Raw genomic sequence first — 18,271 nt, 5'->3', positions numbered from 1 at the left:
GAAATTTCACCGTCCAGCCACGGGCTGCCGCACCTCGCATCCGGTCATGTGGTCAAGTTCGCCCCGCCATTCCAGCACGCCCGCCTCGGCCAGGTCGGCGAGACGTGCGCCGAGCACGAGATCGCCCACCTGGTGCACGCCGGCATCGTGGAACTCGCGAAGTACGGTGCCGACGATGGATGCCATCGTCCGCCATTCCGGCGTCGCATGGTTCAGCAGAGTCGCGTCGAAATGGTCGAGCGGCGCCGATACCAGTCCCTGCGCGCCCAGCACCCGCAGCGGCGCGTCTTCCGCCCGGAGCCGCGCCCAGGCGGCCAGGCATTGCGCGCGCCGTGCCGCGGGAAGGGGCTGTGCCTTGTCCAGATAGCCGCGCAGTTCCCCGGCGTGCAGCCCGTGCAGGTGCCGCACGTCGACCACCAGGCAGTCCCGGTCGCCCTGATGCGACAGCCACCACAGAAAGCCCGCCACGCTCTGCGTGCTATCGGGCGAAATCCACACGATCGGCGGTGCGCTCGCTTCGGCCGATGCTGCAAGCACCGGCAGGCTGTCCTGGAACACCTCGCCCCAGCCGGGATAGCCCAGCGCCTCCTCAACCCATTGATCGCGTGTCTCTGCGTCAGCCGAAGCGATCGGGCCGAAGCTGAAATCGTCATGGGGTGCCACCGCGATGTCGGGGCGCCCCGCCATTGCGAATGCCTGCTCGAGACTGCCCCGCGCGGAGCGGCTGAAGACAACGTGAAGCCGGGATTCGCCTGAAGTCATGTGTCCTCGTAACGGCGCCCGGTCAAATCCGCCATGTGCGACGGGTTTCAGGCTTCGACCACAAGCCCTTGTGGTTGTCATGATTCCTTCACACGAAAAAATTTAACGTTCCGCGTTCGTTCCCTTGCCTTTCCAGAACCCTAGGGAAGTCCGTGCGTCGCGGCATTGCAGCACCTGCGCAACTGCTGTGAAGCGAGTCATTTGCGCGACGAAGCGTTGTGGATATTAACCATTTCCACTCTTGCCCCCGGACTCGGTTTGGCACAATCTGTTGTGGTTGCACTGAGGGGCAAGCTCAAGCACTGGTGGACTCGCTGCCGCATACCCATATGCGGAACAGGTCGACTCGCGCCTGAGACTGAGTGCGATGGACATGTTTTGTTCTTCGCGCTCGGCTCTGCCGATGCTATGGATCGGCAGCCCCTTGAGTCGAAAATCCGCGCCGTGCCTGTAGGCCGGCCAGTATGCTTTGCCAGGGGTGAGAGTCATGGAATTCAGGGACACGGAAAACAGCGTGAACGATACCGTCGCCGAAGCTCCCGCCGCCGCCAAGGTGGCTACCGATGTCGCCGAGAAGGCCGCGCCCAAGGTGCGCAAGAAGAATGACAGCAAGGCCGTGACGCCGCAGGCCTATGTGGTCGAGGTCGATCATTCGCGCGACGCGCTGCTGACGGAGTTCGGCAAGGAGACGCTGCGCGACCGCTATCTGCTGCCGGGCGAATCCTTCCAGGACCTGTTCGTCCGCGTCGCCTCGGCCTATGCCGACGACCAGGCGCACGCCCAGCGCATCTACGACTATATTTCGAAGCTGTGGTTCATGCCCGCCACCCCCGTTCTGTCGAACGGCGGCACCGGCCGCGGCCTGCCGATCAGCTGCTTCCTCAATTCGGTGCCGGACAGCCTGAACGGCATCGTCGACACCTGGAACGAGAATGTCTGGCTCGCTTCGCGCGGCGGCGGCATCGGCACCTATTGGGGCAATGTCCGCGGCATCGGCGAGCCGGTCGGCCTCAACGGCAAGACCTCGGGCATCATCCCGTTCGTCCGCGTGATGGACAGCCTGACGCTGGCGATCTCGCAGGGCTCGCTGCGCCGCGGTTCGGCTGCCTGCTATCTCGACATCTCGCACCCGGAGATCGAGGAGTTCCTCGAGATCCGCAAGCCCTCGGGCGACTTCAACCGCAAGGCGCTCAACCTGCACCACGGCGTGCTGATCCCCGATGCGTTCATGGAAGCGGTGCGCAACGGCGAGGAATGGGTGCTGCGCTCGCCCAAGGACCAGTCCGAGCGCGCCCGCGTCGATGCCCGTGCGCTGTTCCAGAAGCTGGTCGAGACCCGCCTCGCCACCGGCGAGCCGTACATCGTGTTCGCCGATCACGTGAATTCGAACATGCCCAAGCATCACCGCGATCTGGGCCTCAAGGTCTCGACCTCGAACCTCTGCTCGGAAATCACCCTGCCGACGGGCAAGGACCATCTCGGCAACGAGCGCACCGCGGTCTGCTGCCTCAGCTCGCTCAACCTCGAGACCTGGGACGAGTGGAAGGGCGAGAAGACGCTGATCGAGGACGTGATGCGCTTCCTCGACAACGTGCTGCAGGACTATATCGACCGTGCCGAGCCCGGCATGGAGCGGGCGGCCTATTCGGCGGCGCGCGAGCGCAGCGTCGGCCTCGGCGTGATGGGCTTCCACAGCTTCCTCCAGGCGCGGGGCATCCCGTTCGAGGGCGCGATGGCGAAGAGCTGGAACATGCGGATGTTCAAGCACATCAAGACGCAGGTCGACGAAGCCTCGATGCAGCTCGCGATCGAGCGCGGTCCGTGCCCGGACGCGGCCGACATGGGCGTGATGGAGCGGTTCAGCTGCAAGATGGCGATCGCGCCGACCGCGTCGATCTCGATCATCTGCGGCGGCACCAGCGCGTGCATCGAGCCGATCCCGGCGAACATCTACACCCACAAGACGCTGTCGGGCTCGTTCTCGGTCAAGAATCCGTATCTCGAGAAGCTGCTCAGCGAGAAGAGCAAGAACTCGGACGCGGTGTGGAACTCGATCCTCGAGCAGGGCGGCTCGGTCCAGCATCTCGACTTCCTCTCGCCCGAGGAAAAGGACGTCTACAAGACGAGCTTCGAGATCGACCAGCGCTGGCTGCTCGAGCTCGCCGGCGACCGCACCCCCTATATCGACCAGGCCCAGTCGCTGAACCTGTTCATCCCGGCCGATGTCGAGAAGTGGGACCTGCTGATGCTCCACTTCCGCGCCTGGGAGCTCGGCATCAAGTCGCTCTACTATCTGCGCTCGAAGAGCGTGCAGCGCGCCGGCTTCGCGGGCGGCGTCGAGGCCGACAACACGATCGACAAGCCGCAGTTCAACCTGGGCGAGTCGACCGACTATGACGAATGCCTGGCGTGCCAGTGAGCTAGTTCCCTCTCCCTCTGGGAGAGGGAGGGAGCCGCCAAAGGCGGCGGAAGGGTGAGGGCGAGTGCGCCTCTATCAGGATCAACCGTCGGGTACCGTGCCGCAGCTCCGCGAGCTGCGCCGGAACGTCACGGATGCCGAGAAGAGGCTGCTTCGCGCGCTCCGCGAGGCCTTCCCCGAGTGCAAGTGGCGGTTTCAGGCGCCGATAGGCGGGTATCGCGTGGATTTGCTCTGCTTCGCCGAGCGCCTGGTGATCGAAGTGGATGGCGGCCAGCATGCGGAGGCAGCCGAATATGACGCGCGTCGCACGCGCTTCATCGAGCGTGAAGGCTATCGGGTGCTGCGGTTCTGGAACAACGACGTGCTGGAGAATATCGACGGTGTTCTGAGCCAAATCTCCCTCTCCCTTGGGGAGAGGGAAGGGGCCCATTGCGTCGGCAAAGGAAGGGTGAGGGGCGCCGGCCGCAGGGCTCGTCGCGGTCACCCTCACCCCGCGCCGCTTCGCGGCTTCCCCCTCTCCCAGAGGGAGAGGGGGATTTGAGTTCAGGCTTCTTCTTCGAAGATCTGCACCGCCACATCGGCATTGGCGCTCAGGCGGACCTGGTCGCCTTCCACGCCGGCGACGAGGCCGGTCGAGATATAGTGGTGATGCCCGGCATGGCTGCCGGTGCCTTCCTCGACCTCGGCGCCCGAGTCCTTCTTGGTCAGCTTGATGCGGTCGCCCTCGACATGGTCAACGGTGCCGACATGCACGCCGTCCGCGCCGATCACTTCCATATGTTCCTTGATTGCGCTCAGATCCGTCATCGCGGTTCTCCTTCGGGGGTTGGTTCGCACGCTCAACGCGCGCGGCGGCGAAACGATGCAGCGGCTCGCACTGCCTGTCACTCACCCGTTCGGGGGATTGCATGATGTCCATTCGTACACCCGCCCGCCTCCTCGCGCTCGGCGCGTTCCTGCTCCTCGCCGCCTGCGCGACGCGCGTGCCCGGGACGATCCAGCCCGGGGCGCCCGGCTTCCTGCTCGGGCTGTGGCACGGCTTCATCTTCCCGGTCGCCTGGTTCCTCCGGCTGATCGTGCCCGAGGTTTCGGTCTATGCCGTGCCCAACAATGGCGGCTGGTATGATTTCGGCTATTTCCTCGGCATCTGCGTGTTCGGCGTCGGCGCCAACCGCGGCACCAAGGTGACCAAGATCGTCTACCGCGACCGCGTCGTCCGCCGCGACGCCCGGGTGATCGACCACGAATGACGCGCAGCCTCGCCTTGATGGCCGGCATCGCCGGTGTCGCGGGCGCCGCCGGGCTCACCACTTTGGTGCAGCCCGCGCTGGCCCGCCGTGCGCTCGGCCTGCCCGAGGCGGAGGCGACGAGCTATGCCCTGCGCATCGCCGGCATGATGCTCGCCGCGCTCGGCCTGTTCCTCGGCGGCTTCGCTACGGCATTCACGCTGGCGGGAGGGGCGGCATGAGCGGCGTCATGGGCCTGGCTCTCGTCGTGGCGTTCGCCCTGACGGCGGCCTGCGCGATCGTGCCGGAGCGCATCGCGGGCTCGCACATGCGGATGTGGCGCCGCATCGGCGTCAATCCCGCCGAGCCCGACGGCTTCACCATCGCGATGTACCGGATCGTCGGCATAATGGGCATGGTGTTCGTCGCGATCCTGGCGATCGCCGATCTTGCCGGCCTGCTTCCGCCCGCGGGAGGCGCGGCATGAGCGGCGCGGTGCTCCTCGGCATCATCACGCTCGTCCTCGCGGGCGACCTCGCCATCGCGGCCTGGTTCCTGCGCAGGGCCCGGGCTGCCGAGAGCGACGTCGGCGCCCCGCCGCTTCCCGGCGGCGCCGACCCCGCCGCCGTCCGCCGTTTCGCCCGCACCATGTTCATCGCCGCGCCGGCGATGTGGCTCTTCTTCGCTGCCCTGACCTTCGGCCTGTTCGGCCCGGTCAACGGCATCACCCCCATCACGTTCTAAGTTCAGCCCGGAGTAACCCCAATGCCGCTTCTCGAAGCCCGCAAGACCTACAAGCCGTTCGAATATCCCTGGGCGTTCGAGTTCTGGAAGCGCCAGCAGCAGATCCACTGGCTGCCGGAGGAAGTGCCGCTCGGCGAGGATTGCCGCGACTGGGCGCAGAAGCTCACCGATCACGAGCGCAACCTGCTCACCCAGATCTTCCGCTTCTTCACCCAGGCCGACGTCGAGGTGCAGGATTGCTACCACGAGAAATATGGCCGCGTATTCAAGCCGACCGAGATCAAGATGATGCTGACCGCCTTCTCCAACATGGAGACGGTCCACATCGCCGCCTATTCGCACCTGCTCGACACGATCGGCATGCCCGAGACCGAATATGCCGCCTTCCTCCAGTACAAGGAGATGAAGGACAAGCATGACTATCTGAGCACCTTCGGCGTCGACACCGACGAGGACATCGCCAAGACGCTCGCCATGTTCGGCGGCTTCACCGAGGGGCTGCAGCTCTTCGCCAGCTTCGCGATGCTGATGAACTTCCCACGCTTCAACAAGATGAAGGGCATGGGCCAGATCGTCAGCTGGTCGGTGCGCGACGAGAGCCTGCACTGCGAGGGCATCATCAAGATGTTCCACGCCTTCTGCAAGGAGCGCAACTGCCTCACCCCGCAGGTCCGCGACGACATTCTCGACATGTGCCAGAAGACGGTGCGCATCGAGGACGCGTTCATCGACCTGGTGTTCGAGATGGGCCCGGTCAACGGCATGACGCCCAAGGAGATCAAGAAATATGTCCGCTACATCGCGGACTGGCGCCTGGGTCAGCTCGGCTTCAAGCCGATCTACATGATCGAGGAGCACCCGCTCCCCTGGCTCGCCCCGCTGCTCAACGGCGTCGAGCACGCCAACTTCTTCGAGACCCGCGCGACGGAATATTCCAAGGCCGCCACCCGCGGCGCCTGGAACGAAGTGTGGGATTCGTTCGACAAGCGCCAGAAGGCCAAGGCCACGCCGGTCGCGAACGAGGATGCCGGCGAAGGCGGGCCGGACATGTTCTCGAAGGCGGGGATTGCGGCGGAGTAACGCGACCCCCGGCCTGGGAGCTTTCTTATGAATCTGGGCGGAGAGTTCTATTGCTCTTCCGTCCAGATTTCTTTCATCAGTTCGATATGCAAAATGAGGCGGCTAACCGCGCGCTCGGTCACTTCGCCTTGAAATTCTAGCTCCACTTCGCATTCTCGCGTCAGCGGAATTCGATAAGTGCGATTATTCTCAGGCGCAGCGCTTTTTTTCGGCCGGTTCGAATTCAAATTGTCTTGATTTTCTACGGGATTATCAGTTCCCGCCTCAATAGGAATTGTAGCGGGCAAATTCGCACCTGCTAACGAATTCACATAGTCCACCGTTTTTCGCAGCGATGTTAGGCAATCCTCGGCGCCACCTTTTGAAAATCCTAGGTCGCGTATCAAAAACGCGCGCACTGGCTCATCGGCAGGAGGCACTCTCCCGTCAAAGCGCTCGAGAATGAGTCTGAAAACGTCGGGTTCTTGAGCTGCAATTTTCAAAGCTTCAGCACGTTCTAAGCTCGACGAGGGCTCAAGTATCCGCAGCGCCAAATCGCTGATGCGTGTATTTTCGCCAATTCCCTCAATAAGGCCGAACTGGCGAATTGCGCCGAGTGCGGTCGCGCTCGCGCCACTACGTCCACGAAATCCCATGAGTTGGAATGCGGTGGAGGCATCAACGGCGCTGCGATGGACTCCCTCGTAAATGCGCTCAGCATATGAAACCGCCTCACTCAACGGATAGCTCGGAAATCGTGGGCTGCGGCTTCTCTCTTTGGCACTTAATCCAGCCATTAAACTAACTCCGCAAGTTTGCTGTAAACTTTCTACCGAAGTTTAATGCGAAACGCATCAAGAAACTTGCTTTGAATGCTGCGTAGAAAATCCTCACGGAAGCTGATCCAAAACGCTCGTCAAAACGCTCGTCAAAACGCTCGTCAAAACGCTCGTCAAAACGCTCGTCAAAACGCTCGTCAAAACGCTCGTCAAAACGCTCGTCAAAACGCTCGTCAAAACGCCTGCCGCTCAACGTGCTCTCGCAAGGCTGTTGGTGCCCTGGCTCTCCGCGTCTTAGCCTCGCGCAACGGGGCTATTTTAAGGGCTAATGTCGGGAAGGGGTTGACCGGGGAGGCAGGTGGGGCGTATGTGCAGAATCGCGAAGGGCGGGTCTGCCTTGCAAGCAGCCCGCCCTCCTGGATGGGGGACGTTTGCGGCATCCTCCATCTGGGTCGAGGACGTGTGCCCTGCGACCGACACAAGGGTCATACGCTCCGAAGCGCACTTTTTGCAATGCCGCTAGGAGTAAGAACCATGGTTACTAAGACCCGTTGGCCTATTGGCACCATCGCGCATACCGGACAGCATTGCCCCGAGAGCGGGGTTTGGCAGGCGCAATTGTCGCCTTACGGCACCGCTCCAATCGCGGTGCATAATGTGATGCCTCCTTATCACGGGCATGCCGTGAACTGGAAGCTGATCCGTTACGCGTGATGTCTTACACGGGGGAGGCGGTGTCAGAGGTCGCCTCTCCTTCGTGTTTGTCAATTGCTCAACCTAACCGTGTCCCCACGGCCACACCCGCACCCCAATCCATGTTGCAGTGCAACCACCTGACTCCCCGTGCATTTCACCCAAGCCCCGCCGCCAGCCTCCGCGTATCTGGAGTGCCTTCGGCGGGGCGAGTGTTTTGAAGTAAGTCACGAGGAATTCCCCCAACATGCGTACCCTTCTCGCCGCCGCGGCGTTCGCCGCGCTGCCCTTTGCCGTCCCCGCTGCCCAGGCCCAGGATACCGACACCGCCACGACCACCACGGTCACCGAAACCGCGCCCGACGGCACCAAGGCATTCGGCTTCGAGCCCTATGTCGGCATCATGGGCGGCTATGAGCGCTTCGACGAGCAGTCCAACGCCGGCATCCCGCCCTCGAACAACGGCCGCGCCTTCGATGGCGGGCTGGTCTCGGCCGTCGCCGGCTTCAACGTGCCGCTCGGTCCCGTTTTCGTCGGCGCCGAGGGCAATGTCGTGAAGGGCTTCAAGGGCGATATCGACTGGGAGTACGGCGCCGCCGGCCGCTTCGGCCTGCGCGCGGGCGAGAGCGGCATGATCTATGGCAAGGTCGGTTATCAGTGGGTCAATTTCGACGCGCTCGGCAACAACAGCCGCGACTATCACGCGATGACCTATGGCGCCGGCGTCGAGGTCGGGCCCAAGGACATCGGCCTGGGCGGCATCACCGGCAATAGCGGCGTGCGCCTGCGCATGGAGATCAACACCTTCAACAGCGCCAAGAGCATCCGCCCGATGGCCGGCGTGATCGCGCACTTCTAAGCCGTCGGAAGGCGGCGCGGCTCCGGCCGCGCCGCCGCCAATTCGGTGCCAATAGTCCCGGCAATATCCCGACGCTTCGGATAGCCTGCCCCCTCCACCACTAGGAGGAGTGCACCCATGAAGAAGAAGATCGCAGTCGCCGCCCTGTTCGCGCTGTCGGCGCTCGCGCCCTCGGTTGCCCTGGCGTTCGACGATCCGCTGCCGCCGGGCTGCTTCTATGTGCTCGGCAAGCTGATCTGCGTTGATATGCCGCTGGAATAATCCCGCCCGCGCGGGCGGTGTCCAGGCGTCGCCCGCGCCATGCTTCGCCTGTTGTTCACGCGGAGACATGGCGAAGAAGCTTTTGTTCGCGCAGAGGCGCAGAGGCGCAGAGAGGTTCGCCGCGTCAGCGGCCCTCCCTTCCTCGACCCTTCCACATCGCTGCCGCCGATGCGGCGCTCGCCCTGGCTACAAGCACAATCTCCGCGCCTCCGCGCGAACCCACTTCTTTCGTCTTCGTCACGCCGTCGCGCGAATCAAAATTCCTGCTGTCCTACACGAACCAATATGGTTATCTAATTCGACTCTCTTCCAACCGGAAAGGAGTCACTGTCATGGAACACCAACCGATCCAGTACGAAGCGGCCGATTCGCTTGCCGATTACACCCCAGTTGCCCTCCGCCACCGCCACGATGGCTGGACCGCCGATCGCCAGCGCCTCTTCCTCACCGCATTGTCCGAGACCGGCAGCATCTCCGATGCCTGCAAGGTCGCCGAGGTATCGCCGCGCTCGGCCTATCGGTTGCGCGCGCGGGCGGACGCCTATTCCTTCGCCGATGCCTGGGACGAGGCGCTGCTCGTCTCGGTGACGCGGCTGGCCTCGCTTGCCTTCGAGCGGGCGACGCGCGGCACAATCCGCGAGCTGTGGAAGGATGGCGTGCTGGTCGCCGAGAGCCGCCAGCCTTCGGACAAGCTGCTGATGTTCCTGCTCCAGCACCTGCGCGCGGAATGGTTCAAACCCAAGACGAAGGATTCGCGCTCGCCCGCGAGCGGCGCCGAGCGCCGCTATGCCAATGCGCTGGCCAAGCTGGCGGACAATGAAGAGCCGGTCGATCCGCTGCGGATGCGCCATTACGAAGCCACGCCGCCCGAGGATCCGATCGATCCGCTCGACGACATGGACGAGGTCTGAGGCGCCTCGCGCGTTGGGTGTCGCGACTTTCGTGACTTTCCGCGCCAACCCGCGAAGGCGGACAAGAAGGAAATTGGTTCACGCGGAGGCGCGGAGACGCGGAGGGATTGGACGCGCGGCAATCTAGTCCGCCGCTTTAGCGGCCATGCTTGTTCGAGAAGGTCGAAGAGAGAGGGTCGCTGGCGCGGCGGGCACTGCCTCTTCGCGCCTCCGCGTCTCCGCGTGAACCGTTCTTCTTCTTCGAACTGCCCAGCGACCCCTCAGGCCCGCTTGCGCGCCCGGTCCTCGCCGTGATCGCACAGGCGCTCGCCGTCGCAGATCAGCCGGTCATAGCCGCTGCCCGGGCAGATCGCATGCGCGGTCAGGATCGCCGGGGCCAGCGCCTCGAGGCCGGTGCCGCGCCGGTCGAGCAGGCGCTTCACCGGGCGGCGCGAGCCGGCCCAGGCCTGGTGCCCGCTTTTGAGCGCCGGCGGCGGGGTCACCAGCAGCCCCACCGGGCGATAGTCGGCGAGCGCGAGCTTGGGGAAGACCTGCTTGGCGATCTTGCGTGCCCAGCCCGGCGTGCTCGGGCTCAGCGGCAGGTGCGGCACCACGTCGCCTGGCATCTCGTAGCGCAGGCAGGCGATGCGGCTGCGGTCATAGGTGGCGGCGAAGTCGGCATTGCCGGCGCGGGCCGCGGCGATCGTCGCCACGCTCAGCGGCACGTCGCTCCATTCGCCGACGCGCGCCGCGCGCATCGCGGCCAGGTTGGCGAGCGCGCCGCCCTTGGAGTGGCCGGTCACGAAGATGTGGCGCCGCGCCTTGCGGTCCAAGAGGCTCTGGTCGAGCATCGCCTGGATGGCGGTGCGCACGCCGGGGCCGGAGCCCGCGTCGCTCCACAGCCGCCGCGTCGATTCGGCAAAGCCGAAATGGACGCCGCCGCCATAATGCGAGTCCTCGATGCACAGCGAGAAGCTGTCGTTCAGCCAGTCGAGCACGACGTCCCAGCCGTCCTGCGCGGCGCCGAAGAAGGGAGGGAGCGAGCCGCGGAACGCTACGACCACGCCTTCGGGCGTGCGGCCGACCAGCGCCTGGTCGATCTGGCGATGGCCGAGCGCGGTCTCGCGGCGCACAACGAACGGCGCCTCGATCCAGCCGACATTGCGGCCCTGAACGAGCATGCTGGGCTGATAGGCCTGGCTGGCAGCGTAGAGCAGGCGGCGTTTCATGCAGTCGTGCATCGGCAATACTCCCCGGACCGTCCCCCCTTGCTCCGGGAGGCGGCGCACAGGCAATTAGGGTTAACACCGGTTAGTAGAATCGCGAAGCCGGGCTTTCGCAGGGCTGAACCGTTCTGGGACGGCCCTGCGATGTGCCCCGCCTCAGTGCTGGTCGGGCTTGCGATAGGCGTCGTGGCACGCCTTGCAGGTGCCGCCGACCACGGCGAACTGCGCGGCGAAGCCCGGCTTGTCGCCGGCCTTGGCGAGGTCGGCCAGCTTGGTGGCGGCGGCGGCATAGGCGGCCGCCTTGGCCTCGAAGCCGGCGCGGTCGGACCAGACGCTGGGCAGCGCGCCCGAATTGGCGGCGCTGCTGCCGGCGGGGAACATGCCGGGGATCGCCTTGGCCCAGCCGGCGAGCGCGCGGGCGGCGAAGGCGAGCGTCTTGGGATCGTCGCCGCGGTCGACGCCAGCCTTGATCTGGCCGGACAGCGCGCCGGACAGGCGGAACGCCGCCTGGCGCCCGGCGATCACGTCCGCAGTTGGGTCGGCGGCGACGGCGCGGCTGCCCGGGGCGGTGGCGGCGAGAGTGAGGAACAGCGCCGTGGCGGCGCCGAGTGCGAGCGTGGAAGTGCGCATGGGTCTTCTCCCTTGGTCGGAGGCGCACAGGCTAGGCCTCGCGGCGGGCGGCGGCAATGGCCGGCGAACCTTGTCCATAACGGACATAGTCGCCGCCAAAACGGAGCGTCGATCGACTATCCTGCCGGCGTGGCAGAAGGCGAAGCTCCTCGGGTCGAACATGCATGCGAACGTTGTGGCGGCATTGCCGTCACCCGCGATGCCTGGGCCGAATGGGACGTCAGTTCCCAGGCCTGGATACTCAGCGAGACGTTCGATTTCGCCTTCTGCCACCAATGCCACCGCGAGACGCGGTTGGTGATACGGGCGGCAGGGGCGAAGGGCGGGAGATAGCGCTAGCGCGGCGCGCAGGCCTTGCCGGTCTTCTTGCAGAAGGCCTTGCGGGCATTCTCCTGGAAGTCGGGGTCGCCCACCGATTCCATCGCGCCCATCATCGCCGCGGGCGTCGCGGCGCGCCAGCGCTGCGCGGCAGGGCTCTCGTTGAACGCGACCAGCGCGCGGAGGTCCTCGATCGAGAGCGTCGCGGCATAGCCGCGGCCGATCGCGTCCATCAGCCTGTCGGTCTGCGCCTTGCCGGTCTCGTCGGCGGTGGCGCGCAGCAGCGCCTTGTCGGCGTCGCTGAGCTCGGGGAACTTGGCGACCAGCTTCTCCCGCTCGTCGGCGATGACGCCCGGGATCAGCGTGGAGAAGGTGCCCGTCTCGGCGAGCCGCCGGCCGAGCGCCAGCGCCTCCGGCGTCGGGTCGGGCGCGGCGAGCAGGGCGAGGGCAAGGATCAGGCTCATGCGGTCACTCCCAATTGCCAGAGGACGAACGCCATCTCGTCGGCGGCTTCCTTCAGGCTCTCCCAGCGGCCCGACTTGCCGCCGTGCCCGGCGCCCATATTGGTCTTGAGGACGAGGATGTTGGCATCGGTCTTGGTCGCGCGGAGCTTGGCCGCCCACTTCGCCGGCTCCCAATAGGTGACGCGCGGATCGTTGAGCCCGCCCGAGATGAACAGCGGCGGATAGGCTTGCGCGGTGACGTTGTCGTACGGCGAATAGGAGCGGATCAGCTCGAAGGCCGCGGCGTCCTCCACCGGATTGCCCCATTCGGGCCATTCGCCCGGGGTGAGCGGCAGGCTCTCGTCGAGCATGGTGTTGAGCACGTCGACAAAGGGCACGTCGGCGACCACCGCGCCCCACAGCTCGGGATCGGAGTTGACCACCGCGCCCATCAGCTCGCCGCCCGCCGAGCGCCCAGCGATCGCGATGCCGCCCTTGTGGGTGAAGCCCTTGTCGATCAGCCCCTTGGCGACGTCGACAAAGTCGTTGAACGTGTTGGTCCGCTTGGTGAGCTTGCCGTCGAGATACCATTGCTGGCCCAGATCGTCGCCGCCGCGGATATGGGCGATGGCGAAGGCCATGCCGCGGTCGAGGAACGACATGCGGCTGGTCGAGAAGCCCGGTGGGATGGCGTAGCCATAGGCGCCATAGGCGTAGAGATAGAGCTTGCCGGTGCCGTCCTTGGGGAAGTCCTTGGGATAGACCACCGATACCGGCACCTCGGTGCCGTCGCGGGCCGCGATCTTGAGCCGCTCGGTGCGGTACTTGCTCCCGTCATAGCCCGACGGGATCTCCTGCACCTTGAGCGTGGTCAGCGCGCCGCTGGCGACGTCGTAATCGTAGACCGTGCCCGGCGTGACCATCGACTCATAGCCGAGCCGCAGCGTGTCGACTGCATATTCGGGATTGTCGCCCAGCCCGGCGACATAGCTCGCCTCGGGAAAGGCCAGCCGGGTCGGCGGAGTGCCTGGAGCGTAGCGGTGGAGCTCGATCTGGTCGAGCCCGTCCTCGCGGCCCTCGACGATGAAGAAATCGGCGAAGCAGGTCACCCCGGTCATGTAGAAATGCTTCGACGGCGCGATCCGCTCGATCCAGTCGCCGGGATTGTCGACCGGGGCGGTCACCAGCCGGAATTGCGGGTCGATGTCGTTGGTGTGGATGAACAGCGTGCCGTCATGCTCGTCGACATCATATTCGCGGCCCGGCTTGCGCGGGCTCACGCAGACCATCGGCTTCGAGGGATCGGCAGGATCGAGCAGATAGACTTCGCTCGTCACATGGTCGCCGGTCGATAGCAGCAGATAGTTGCGCGACTGGGTCTCGCCGACGCCGACGCGGTAGCCCTCATCGGCTTCCTTGAAGAGCTCGATGTCCTGTTCGATCGGCTCGCCGAGCTTGTGCCAGCGGGCATTGTCGGTCCGCCAATTCTCGTTCGCCAGGCCGTAGAGGAAGCCCTTCGAGTCGGACGTCCAGACGATCTCGGAGAGCATGCCGGGGATCGTGTCGGGCAGCAGTTCGCCGCTCGCCAGGTCCTTCACCCGAACCTCGAACCGCTCCGAGCCGTTGTCGTCCACCGCATAGGCGAGCAGTCTGCCGTCGGGGCTCACGGAAAAGGCGCCGAGCCGGAAATATTCCTTGCCCTCGGCCAGCGTCGGCTCGTCGAGGATCAGCACATCCTCGCCGCCCGCCACCGGCTTGCGCCACCAGCGCGGATATTCGCCGCCGGTCTCGTAATCGGTCCAGTAGAGCCACTCGCCGTCCTTTTGCGGCACCGACGATTCGTCTTCCTTGATCCGCCCGCGCATCTCCTTGAACAGCGCGCTCGAGAGCGGCTTGAGCGGCTCCATCACGGCTTCGAAGAAGCGGTTCTCCTCCTCGAGATAGGACAGCACGTCCTTGTCGGTGACGGTGGGATAGGCGGGATCCTTGAGCCAGGCCCAGGGGTCCTCGATCGTCACGCCATGCGCGGTGAAGCTGTGGGGACGGGTGGCGGCGACGGGGGGCTTGGAAAGATCGGTCATCCCCGTTCCTTAGCCCAGCCCGCCCGCCTGTCGAACCCCAATGCCTAGCGCGTCGTCCCGCGCTCGGTCTTGGCCTGCTGGACCAGCCGGATCCGGAACGCCGCGGCGCCTGTCACCGGTGCGCCCGCCGCGTTCTTCGCCGGGGTGAACAGCTTCTGTCCGGCCACCGGCGCGCAGCCGAGCTTCTCGGTCTTCGCATTGGCCTTGGCCTCTTCGCGCTTGCAGCTCGCGATCGTGCCGTCGGCGGCGACGGTGACGCGGAAGAGATCGTCGATCTGCTCGTCCGCGGTGGTGCCAACCACGTCCATCAGCTGCGCCCGGCTGAGCCAGGCTTCGCGCGGCTTGAGTGCGACGGGCGGCGTGCCGCCGGGCGCGAACTGGGCCGGATCGGCGCCCCAGTCGACCAGGAGGTCGTTGACGCATTTGCGCAGCGCGCCGATCGCGGCGCGGGCCTGGGGAACGTCGAAGGCGATGAAGCTGCTCGATTCGGTGCCGACGTTCACCCGGTGCGCGGCGGCGAAGCCATCGAGCATGTCCGGCTTGAATCCGGTGAGCAGGAACGCCGGCCCGCTCGCCAGCTTGCCCATCGCGGCGGCCTTGATCTCGATCGGCTTGCTGTCGTCGAAGGTCAGCCTGGCCGGGAAGCGCGCATCGCGGGCGCGGCTTGGGACGTCCTTGCCGCTCACCAGCACAACGATCTCGTCGGTGCCCGGCACGGTGCGCACCGCGAGCAGGCCGGGTGCCGCGCCCTGCTGGTTTCGAACGAGCGAGCATTCGGTCGGCTCGACCTGCACTTCCCAGCTGCCGCTGGTCTGTGCCTGGGCGGCGAATGGCGCTGCGGCGAGGGTAGTGGCGGAAATTACGGTTCGGATCATGGCAAAGCCCCCTTTGCGAAAGACCCACCTTTCCGAATCGTGCGCGCCGGCGCAAGCGGATTAGGCGAGCGCGGCGCGCCTGCGGGCCAGCCGCGGCACCAGCACCATCGCCAGCCCGGCGAGCGCCATCGCCGCGCCGGCGAGCGACACCGCCGGATAGCCCAGCCCCTCGCGGATCACTTCGCCGCCCAGCGCCGCGCCGATCGCGTTGCCCAGGTTGAACGCGCCGATGTTCATCGCCGAGGCCAGGTTGGGTGCATCATGCGCCGCATCCATCACCCGCATCTGCAGCGGCGGCACCAGCGCGAAGCTCGCCGCGCCCCAGAGCGGCAGCAGGATCATTGCGAGCGGCAGCGAGGCCATGCCGAAGGCGAACGCCACCAGCAGCACCGCCAGCGCCGCCATCATCGTGATCAGCGCGGCCTCCACCGACTTGTCGGCATAGCGGCCGCCCAGCCAGTTGCCTGCCGTCAGCCCGACGCCGAACAGCACCAGCGCCGTCGTCACCCAGAAGGTCGAGGCGTGCGATGCCTCGCGCAGGATCGGCGCGATATAGGTGAAGACGGTGAACATCGCGCTGAACCCGATCATGGTCAGCGCCAGCGCGAACAGCACCGGCGGGCGGGCGAGCACGCGCAGCTCGGCGCCCATGTCCGCATCGGCCTGGCCCGGCAGCGCGGGTACGAACAACCGCAGCGCAATCATCGTCACCACGCCGATCCCGGCGATGCCCGCGAACACCGCGCGCCAGCCGAATGCCTCGCCCGCCCAGGTGGCGAGCGGCACGCCGCCGATCGTCGCGATGGTCAGCCCCATGAACATGGTGGCGATCGCCCCGGCCCGCCGCTCGGGCGCGACCAGGCTCGCGGCGACCACCGATCCGACGCCGAAAAAGGCGCCGTGGTTGAACGAGGTCACGATCCGCGCCGCCATCAGCATCGCATAGCTGCCCGATACCGCGGCCAGCAGGTTGCCGAGCGTGAAGATCGCGGCGAGCGCGATCAGCAGTGTGCGGCGCGGGACGCGGCCGGTGGTGAGCGTCATCAGCGGCGCGCCGATCAGCACGCCGATCGCATAGGCGCTGACCAGCAGCCCGGCGATGGGGATCGTCACGCCCAGGTCGCCGGCGATCACGGGCAGCAGGCCCATCGGGGTGAATTCGGTGACGCCGATGCCAAAGGCACCGATGGCAAGCGCGAACAGGGCAGGGCGGGGACTCATGCGGCAGGCTCCGATTTGTGCGACAGCGTAAATGTACTGTCCGGCCGCGTTCGAGTAGATACCCGATCGGGGAAGCATCTGTGCACTGGAATCACGAATGAGTCGTACCCTGGCGGATCGATCCGGCGAGATGGAGATCTTCGTGACGGCGGTGCGCGAAGGCAGCCTCTCCGCTGCCGCGCGCCGGCTCGACCTCACGCCCTCCGCCGTCAGCCGCGCGCTTGCCCGGATCGAGGCGCGGCTCGGCGTCCGGCTGATCACCCGCACCACACGCCGGCTCGTGCTCACGCCGGAGGGCGACGCCTATCTCCACGCCGCGCAGCGCATCCTGGCCGACATCGCCGAGGTCGAGGGCGAGTTGGCGGACCAGGCTGCGCCGCGCGGGCGGCTCAGGGTGAGCGCCGCGCTCGCCCATGGCCGGCTCGCGGTGGTGCCGCTGCTTGGCGAGTTCGTCGCGCGCTATCCCGGCATCCTCGTCGACATCAGCCTGAGCGACATGCTCGAGGACGTCGCCGGCGGCCGCGCCGATGTCGCGATCCGCTTCGGCCCGCTGGCGGACAGCCCGCTCACCGCGCGCAAGATCGGCGAGACCGGGCGCACTATCGTTGCGGCGCCCTTCTATCTCACCCGGATGGGCGCGCCCCAGGTCCCCGAGGACCTCCACGCGCACAATTGCCTCAACTTCAACTTCCGCCGTGCCGAGCCGGTCTGGCCCTTCCGTCGCGACGGGCGCGACTATGCGCTGCCGGTCGGCGGCAATATCGAGGCGAACAATGGCGAGACGCTGGTGCAGCTCGCAGTCGCCGGCGCCGGGATCGCCCGGGTCGGCAGCTTCAACGTGGTCGATCATCTCGCCGCCGGGCGCCTCGTCGCGCTGCTCGAGCCGTTCAATCCCGGCGACCGCGAGGATATCCACGCGGTGTTCGTCGGCGGCAGCACGCGCCCGGCGCGGGTGCGCGCGTTCGTCGATTTCCTGGTCGAGAAGCTCGCGCGCTAGCGATCCGGCCGATCGTAGAGCTGCCATTCCTGCTCGCCGGTCACCGTGTCCGGATAGGGTTTGCCATTGGCGTCGCGGCTTGGCGCATAGCGGAAGCGCTTGAGGATCAGCCGGCAGGTGGTCTCGTCGAGCTCGGCATTGCCGCTCGAGCGCGTCACCCGGCAATCGCTCACCCGCCCATCGACGCCCACGGTGAAGCGCATCGCCACCGTGCCCTGCGCGCCGGCCTCCGCCGCCGCCTTGGGATAGTCGCGCCCGGTGATGTCGCCCTTGAGCAGCCGCAGCGCGGTGCCGCCGCCGCCGCCCGCGCCATTGCCGCGCCCGCCACTGCCGGTGCCGTCGCCAATCCCGCCCGAGCCCGTACCCGGCCCGGCGACCGGCGCATTGCCCGAGCTGTTGTCGCTGCCCTGCGCCGGCTTGGGCGCGGCGGGCAGCGGCGGCGGGACGGGGGCGGGCAGCGGCGCTACCACTTCGCTGGCGCGCGATACCTTGTTGGGGGGCGACGCCTTGCCCTCCTGTTTCGGCGCCTTGGGCTTGGGGGCGGGCGGCGTCTCGGGTTCGGGCGGCGGGGGTAGCGGCACGGAGAAGTCGAGCAGCCGGAGTGCCGGCACCTCGCCGATGCGCAGCGACGGTACCAGCCCGCTGATCAGTATCCAGAGGACCAGCGCCACCATGGCTAGCGCGCCGATCGCGCCGCCCAGCCGCTCACGCGGAGTCGAGATGCCGGCTCGCTGCATGTCGATCAAATGCCCGGTGCCCGCCGAACGATCCCATGAACGCGATGTTGT

General features: G+C 66.4%; 23 protein-coding genes. 12 read left to right on the top strand and 11 right to left on the bottom strand.

Annotation, left to right across the window (positions count from 1 at the left end; translation table 11 throughout):
- Window positions 1–6: 6 nt before the first annotated feature.
- The gene (locus ABLE38_RS05875; protein ID WP_348973223.1) at window positions 7–762 is read right to left on the bottom strand and encodes a DUF3658 domain-containing protein; all 756 of its coding nucleotides are present in this window, start codon (window positions 760–762) and stop codon (window positions 7–9) included.
- 487 nt (window positions 763–1,249) lie between these two features.
- Between ABLE38_RS05875 and ABLE38_RS05870 the strand changes: the two genes are divergently transcribed.
- Window positions 1,250–3,181, top strand: a complete 1,932-nt coding sequence (locus ABLE38_RS05870; RefSeq protein ID WP_348973222.1) for a ribonucleoside-diphosphate reductase subunit alpha — start codon at window positions 1,250–1,252, stop codon at window positions 3,179–3,181.
- Between the two features lie 64 nt (window positions 3,182–3,245).
- Window positions 3,246–3,722 carry a DUF559 domain-containing protein gene (locus ABLE38_RS05865; protein ID WP_348973221.1) on the top strand — a complete coding sequence of 159 codons (477 nt, stop codon included), beginning with the start codon at window positions 3,246–3,248 and terminating at the stop codon, window positions 3,720–3,722.
- A gap of 2 nt (window positions 3,723–3,724) precedes the next feature.
- Here ABLE38_RS05865 and ABLE38_RS05860 read toward each other — a convergent pair whose 3' ends face one another.
- Window positions 3,725–3,988 carry a DUF2171 domain-containing protein gene (locus ABLE38_RS05860; RefSeq protein WP_348973220.1) on the bottom strand — a complete coding sequence of 88 codons (264 nt, stop codon included), beginning with the start codon at window positions 3,986–3,988 and terminating at the stop codon, window positions 3,725–3,727.
- Window positions 3,989–4,092: 104 nt separating this feature from the next.
- Here ABLE38_RS05860 and ABLE38_RS05855 point away from each other — a divergent pair, with 104 nt between their 5' ends.
- From ABLE38_RS05855 to ABLE38_RS05835, 5 genes are read left to right on the top strand one after another with little or no spacing between them, the layout of a single operon-like run.
- On the top strand, window positions 4,093–4,431 hold the full coding sequence (locus ABLE38_RS05855; protein ID WP_348973219.1) for a hypothetical protein: 339 nt from the start codon (window positions 4,093–4,095) through the stop codon (window positions 4,429–4,431).
- Window positions 4,428–4,649: a hypothetical protein gene (locus ABLE38_RS05850; RefSeq protein WP_348973218.1), complete on the top strand. Its 222-nt coding sequence runs from the start codon at window positions 4,428–4,430 to the stop codon at window positions 4,647–4,649. Before ABLE38_RS05855 ends, ABLE38_RS05850 begins: the two co-directional genes overlap by 4 nt.
- Window positions 4,646–4,894 carry a hypothetical protein gene (locus ABLE38_RS05845; protein WP_348973217.1) on the top strand — a complete coding sequence of 83 codons (249 nt, stop codon included), beginning with the start codon at window positions 4,646–4,648 and terminating at the stop codon, window positions 4,892–4,894. Before ABLE38_RS05850 ends, ABLE38_RS05845 begins: the two co-directional genes overlap by 4 nt.
- Window positions 4,891–5,151 (top strand): hypothetical protein, encoded by a 261-nt coding sequence (locus ABLE38_RS05840; protein ID WP_348973216.1) that lies wholly within the window; start codon window positions 4,891–4,893, stop codon window positions 5,149–5,151. Before ABLE38_RS05845 ends, ABLE38_RS05840 begins: the two co-directional genes overlap by 4 nt.
- A 21-nt stretch (window positions 5,152–5,172) precedes the next feature.
- Window positions 5,173–6,231, top strand: a complete 1,059-nt coding sequence (locus ABLE38_RS05835) for a ribonucleotide-diphosphate reductase subunit beta (protein WP_348973215.1) — start codon at window positions 5,173–5,175, stop codon at window positions 6,229–6,231.
- 47 nt (window positions 6,232–6,278) lie between these two features.
- Here ABLE38_RS05835 and ABLE38_RS05830 read toward each other — a convergent pair whose 3' ends face one another.
- Window positions 6,279–7,007: a hypothetical protein gene (locus ABLE38_RS05830; RefSeq protein ID WP_348973214.1), complete on the bottom strand. Its 729-nt coding sequence runs from the start codon at window positions 7,005–7,007 to the stop codon at window positions 6,279–6,281.
- Window positions 7,008–7,011: 4 nt separating this feature from the next.
- Complete coding sequence (locus tag ABLE38_RS05825; RefSeq protein ID WP_348973213.1) at window positions 7,012–7,242, bottom strand: hypothetical protein; 231 nt, start codon at window positions 7,240–7,242, stop codon at window positions 7,012–7,014.
- Between the two features lie 281 nt (window positions 7,243–7,523).
- Between ABLE38_RS05825 and ABLE38_RS05820 the strand changes: the two genes are divergently transcribed.
- From ABLE38_RS05820 to ABLE38_RS05805, 4 genes are all read left to right on the top strand, one after another.
- A complete protein-coding gene (locus ABLE38_RS05820; RefSeq protein WP_348973212.1) occupies window positions 7,524–7,703 on the top strand; it encodes a hypothetical protein in 180 nt (59 codons plus the stop codon).
- 226 nt (window positions 7,704–7,929) lie between these two features.
- Window positions 7,930–8,541, top strand: coding sequence for an opacity protein (locus ABLE38_RS05815; RefSeq protein WP_348973211.1), 612 nt, complete (start codon window positions 7,930–7,932; stop codon window positions 8,539–8,541).
- A 117-nt stretch (window positions 8,542–8,658) separates the two neighbouring features.
- Window positions 8,659–8,802 carry a hypothetical protein gene (locus ABLE38_RS05810; RefSeq protein WP_348973210.1) on the top strand — a complete coding sequence of 48 codons (144 nt, stop codon included), beginning with the start codon at window positions 8,659–8,661 and terminating at the stop codon, window positions 8,800–8,802.
- Window positions 8,803–9,134: 332 nt separating this feature from the next.
- Entirely contained in the window at window positions 9,135–9,713 is a 579-nt protein-coding gene (locus tag ABLE38_RS05805) for a hypothetical protein (RefSeq protein WP_348973209.1), read from the top strand.
- A gap of 260 nt (window positions 9,714–9,973) precedes the next feature.
- On the opposite strand, the gene ABLE38_RS05800 is transcribed toward ABLE38_RS05805, so the two are convergent.
- The 6 genes from ABLE38_RS05800 to ABLE38_RS05775 all read right to left on the bottom strand — a co-directional run bounded on the left by ABLE38_RS05800 (window position 9,974) and on the right by ABLE38_RS05775 (window position 16,486).
- Window positions 9,974–10,921: a lipase family protein gene (locus ABLE38_RS05800; RefSeq protein WP_348973208.1), complete on the bottom strand. Its 948-nt coding sequence runs from the start codon at window positions 10,919–10,921 to the stop codon at window positions 9,974–9,976.
- A gap of 153 nt (window positions 10,922–11,074) precedes the next feature.
- Window positions 11,075–11,548, bottom strand: a complete 474-nt coding sequence (locus ABLE38_RS05795) for a cytochrome c (RefSeq protein WP_348973207.1) — start codon at window positions 11,546–11,548, stop codon at window positions 11,075–11,077.
- A gap of 335 nt (window positions 11,549–11,883) precedes the next feature.
- Window positions 11,884–12,330: a DUF2059 domain-containing protein gene (locus tag ABLE38_RS05790; protein ID WP_348973206.1), complete on the bottom strand. Its 447-nt coding sequence runs from the start codon at window positions 12,328–12,330 to the stop codon at window positions 11,884–11,886.
- Window positions 12,327–14,390, bottom strand: coding sequence for a S9 family peptidase (locus ABLE38_RS05785; RefSeq protein WP_348973205.1), 2,064 nt, complete (start codon window positions 14,388–14,390; stop codon window positions 12,327–12,329). The genes ABLE38_RS05790 and ABLE38_RS05785 overlap by 4 nt, the downstream gene beginning before the upstream one ends.
- Before the next feature lie 44 nt (window positions 14,391–14,434).
- Window positions 14,435–15,265: a hypothetical protein gene (locus ABLE38_RS05780; protein WP_348973204.1), complete on the bottom strand. Its 831-nt coding sequence runs from the start codon at window positions 15,263–15,265 to the stop codon at window positions 14,435–14,437.
- A 60-nt stretch (window positions 15,266–15,325) separates the two neighbouring features.
- Window positions 15,326–16,486, bottom strand: coding sequence for an MFS transporter (locus ABLE38_RS05775; protein ID WP_348973203.1), 1,161 nt, complete (start codon window positions 16,484–16,486; stop codon window positions 15,326–15,328).
- 97 nt (window positions 16,487–16,583) lie between these two features.
- Here ABLE38_RS05775 and ABLE38_RS05770 point away from each other — a divergent pair, with 97 nt between their 5' ends.
- Complete coding sequence (locus ABLE38_RS05770) at window positions 16,584–17,483, top strand: LysR family transcriptional regulator (RefSeq protein WP_348973202.1); 900 nt, start codon at window positions 16,584–16,586, stop codon at window positions 17,481–17,483.
- On the opposite strand, the gene ABLE38_RS05765 is transcribed toward ABLE38_RS05770, so the two are convergent.
- The gene (locus ABLE38_RS05765; RefSeq protein ID WP_348973201.1) at window positions 17,480–18,220 is read right to left on the bottom strand and encodes an energy transducer TonB; all 741 of its coding nucleotides are present in this window, start codon (window positions 18,218–18,220) and stop codon (window positions 17,480–17,482) included. The genes ABLE38_RS05770 and ABLE38_RS05765 overlap by 4 nt on opposite strands.
- Between the last annotated feature and the right edge of the window lie 51 nt (window positions 18,221–18,271).

The sequence above is a fragment of the Sphingomonas sp. KR3-1 genome (assembly GCF_040049295.1).
Classification (GTDB): Bacteria; Pseudomonadota; Alphaproteobacteria; order Sphingomonadales; family Sphingomonadaceae; genus Sphingomonas.
Note: the sequence above shows the minus strand (reverse complement) of the source record. Positions and strands in the feature narration are given on the sequence as shown.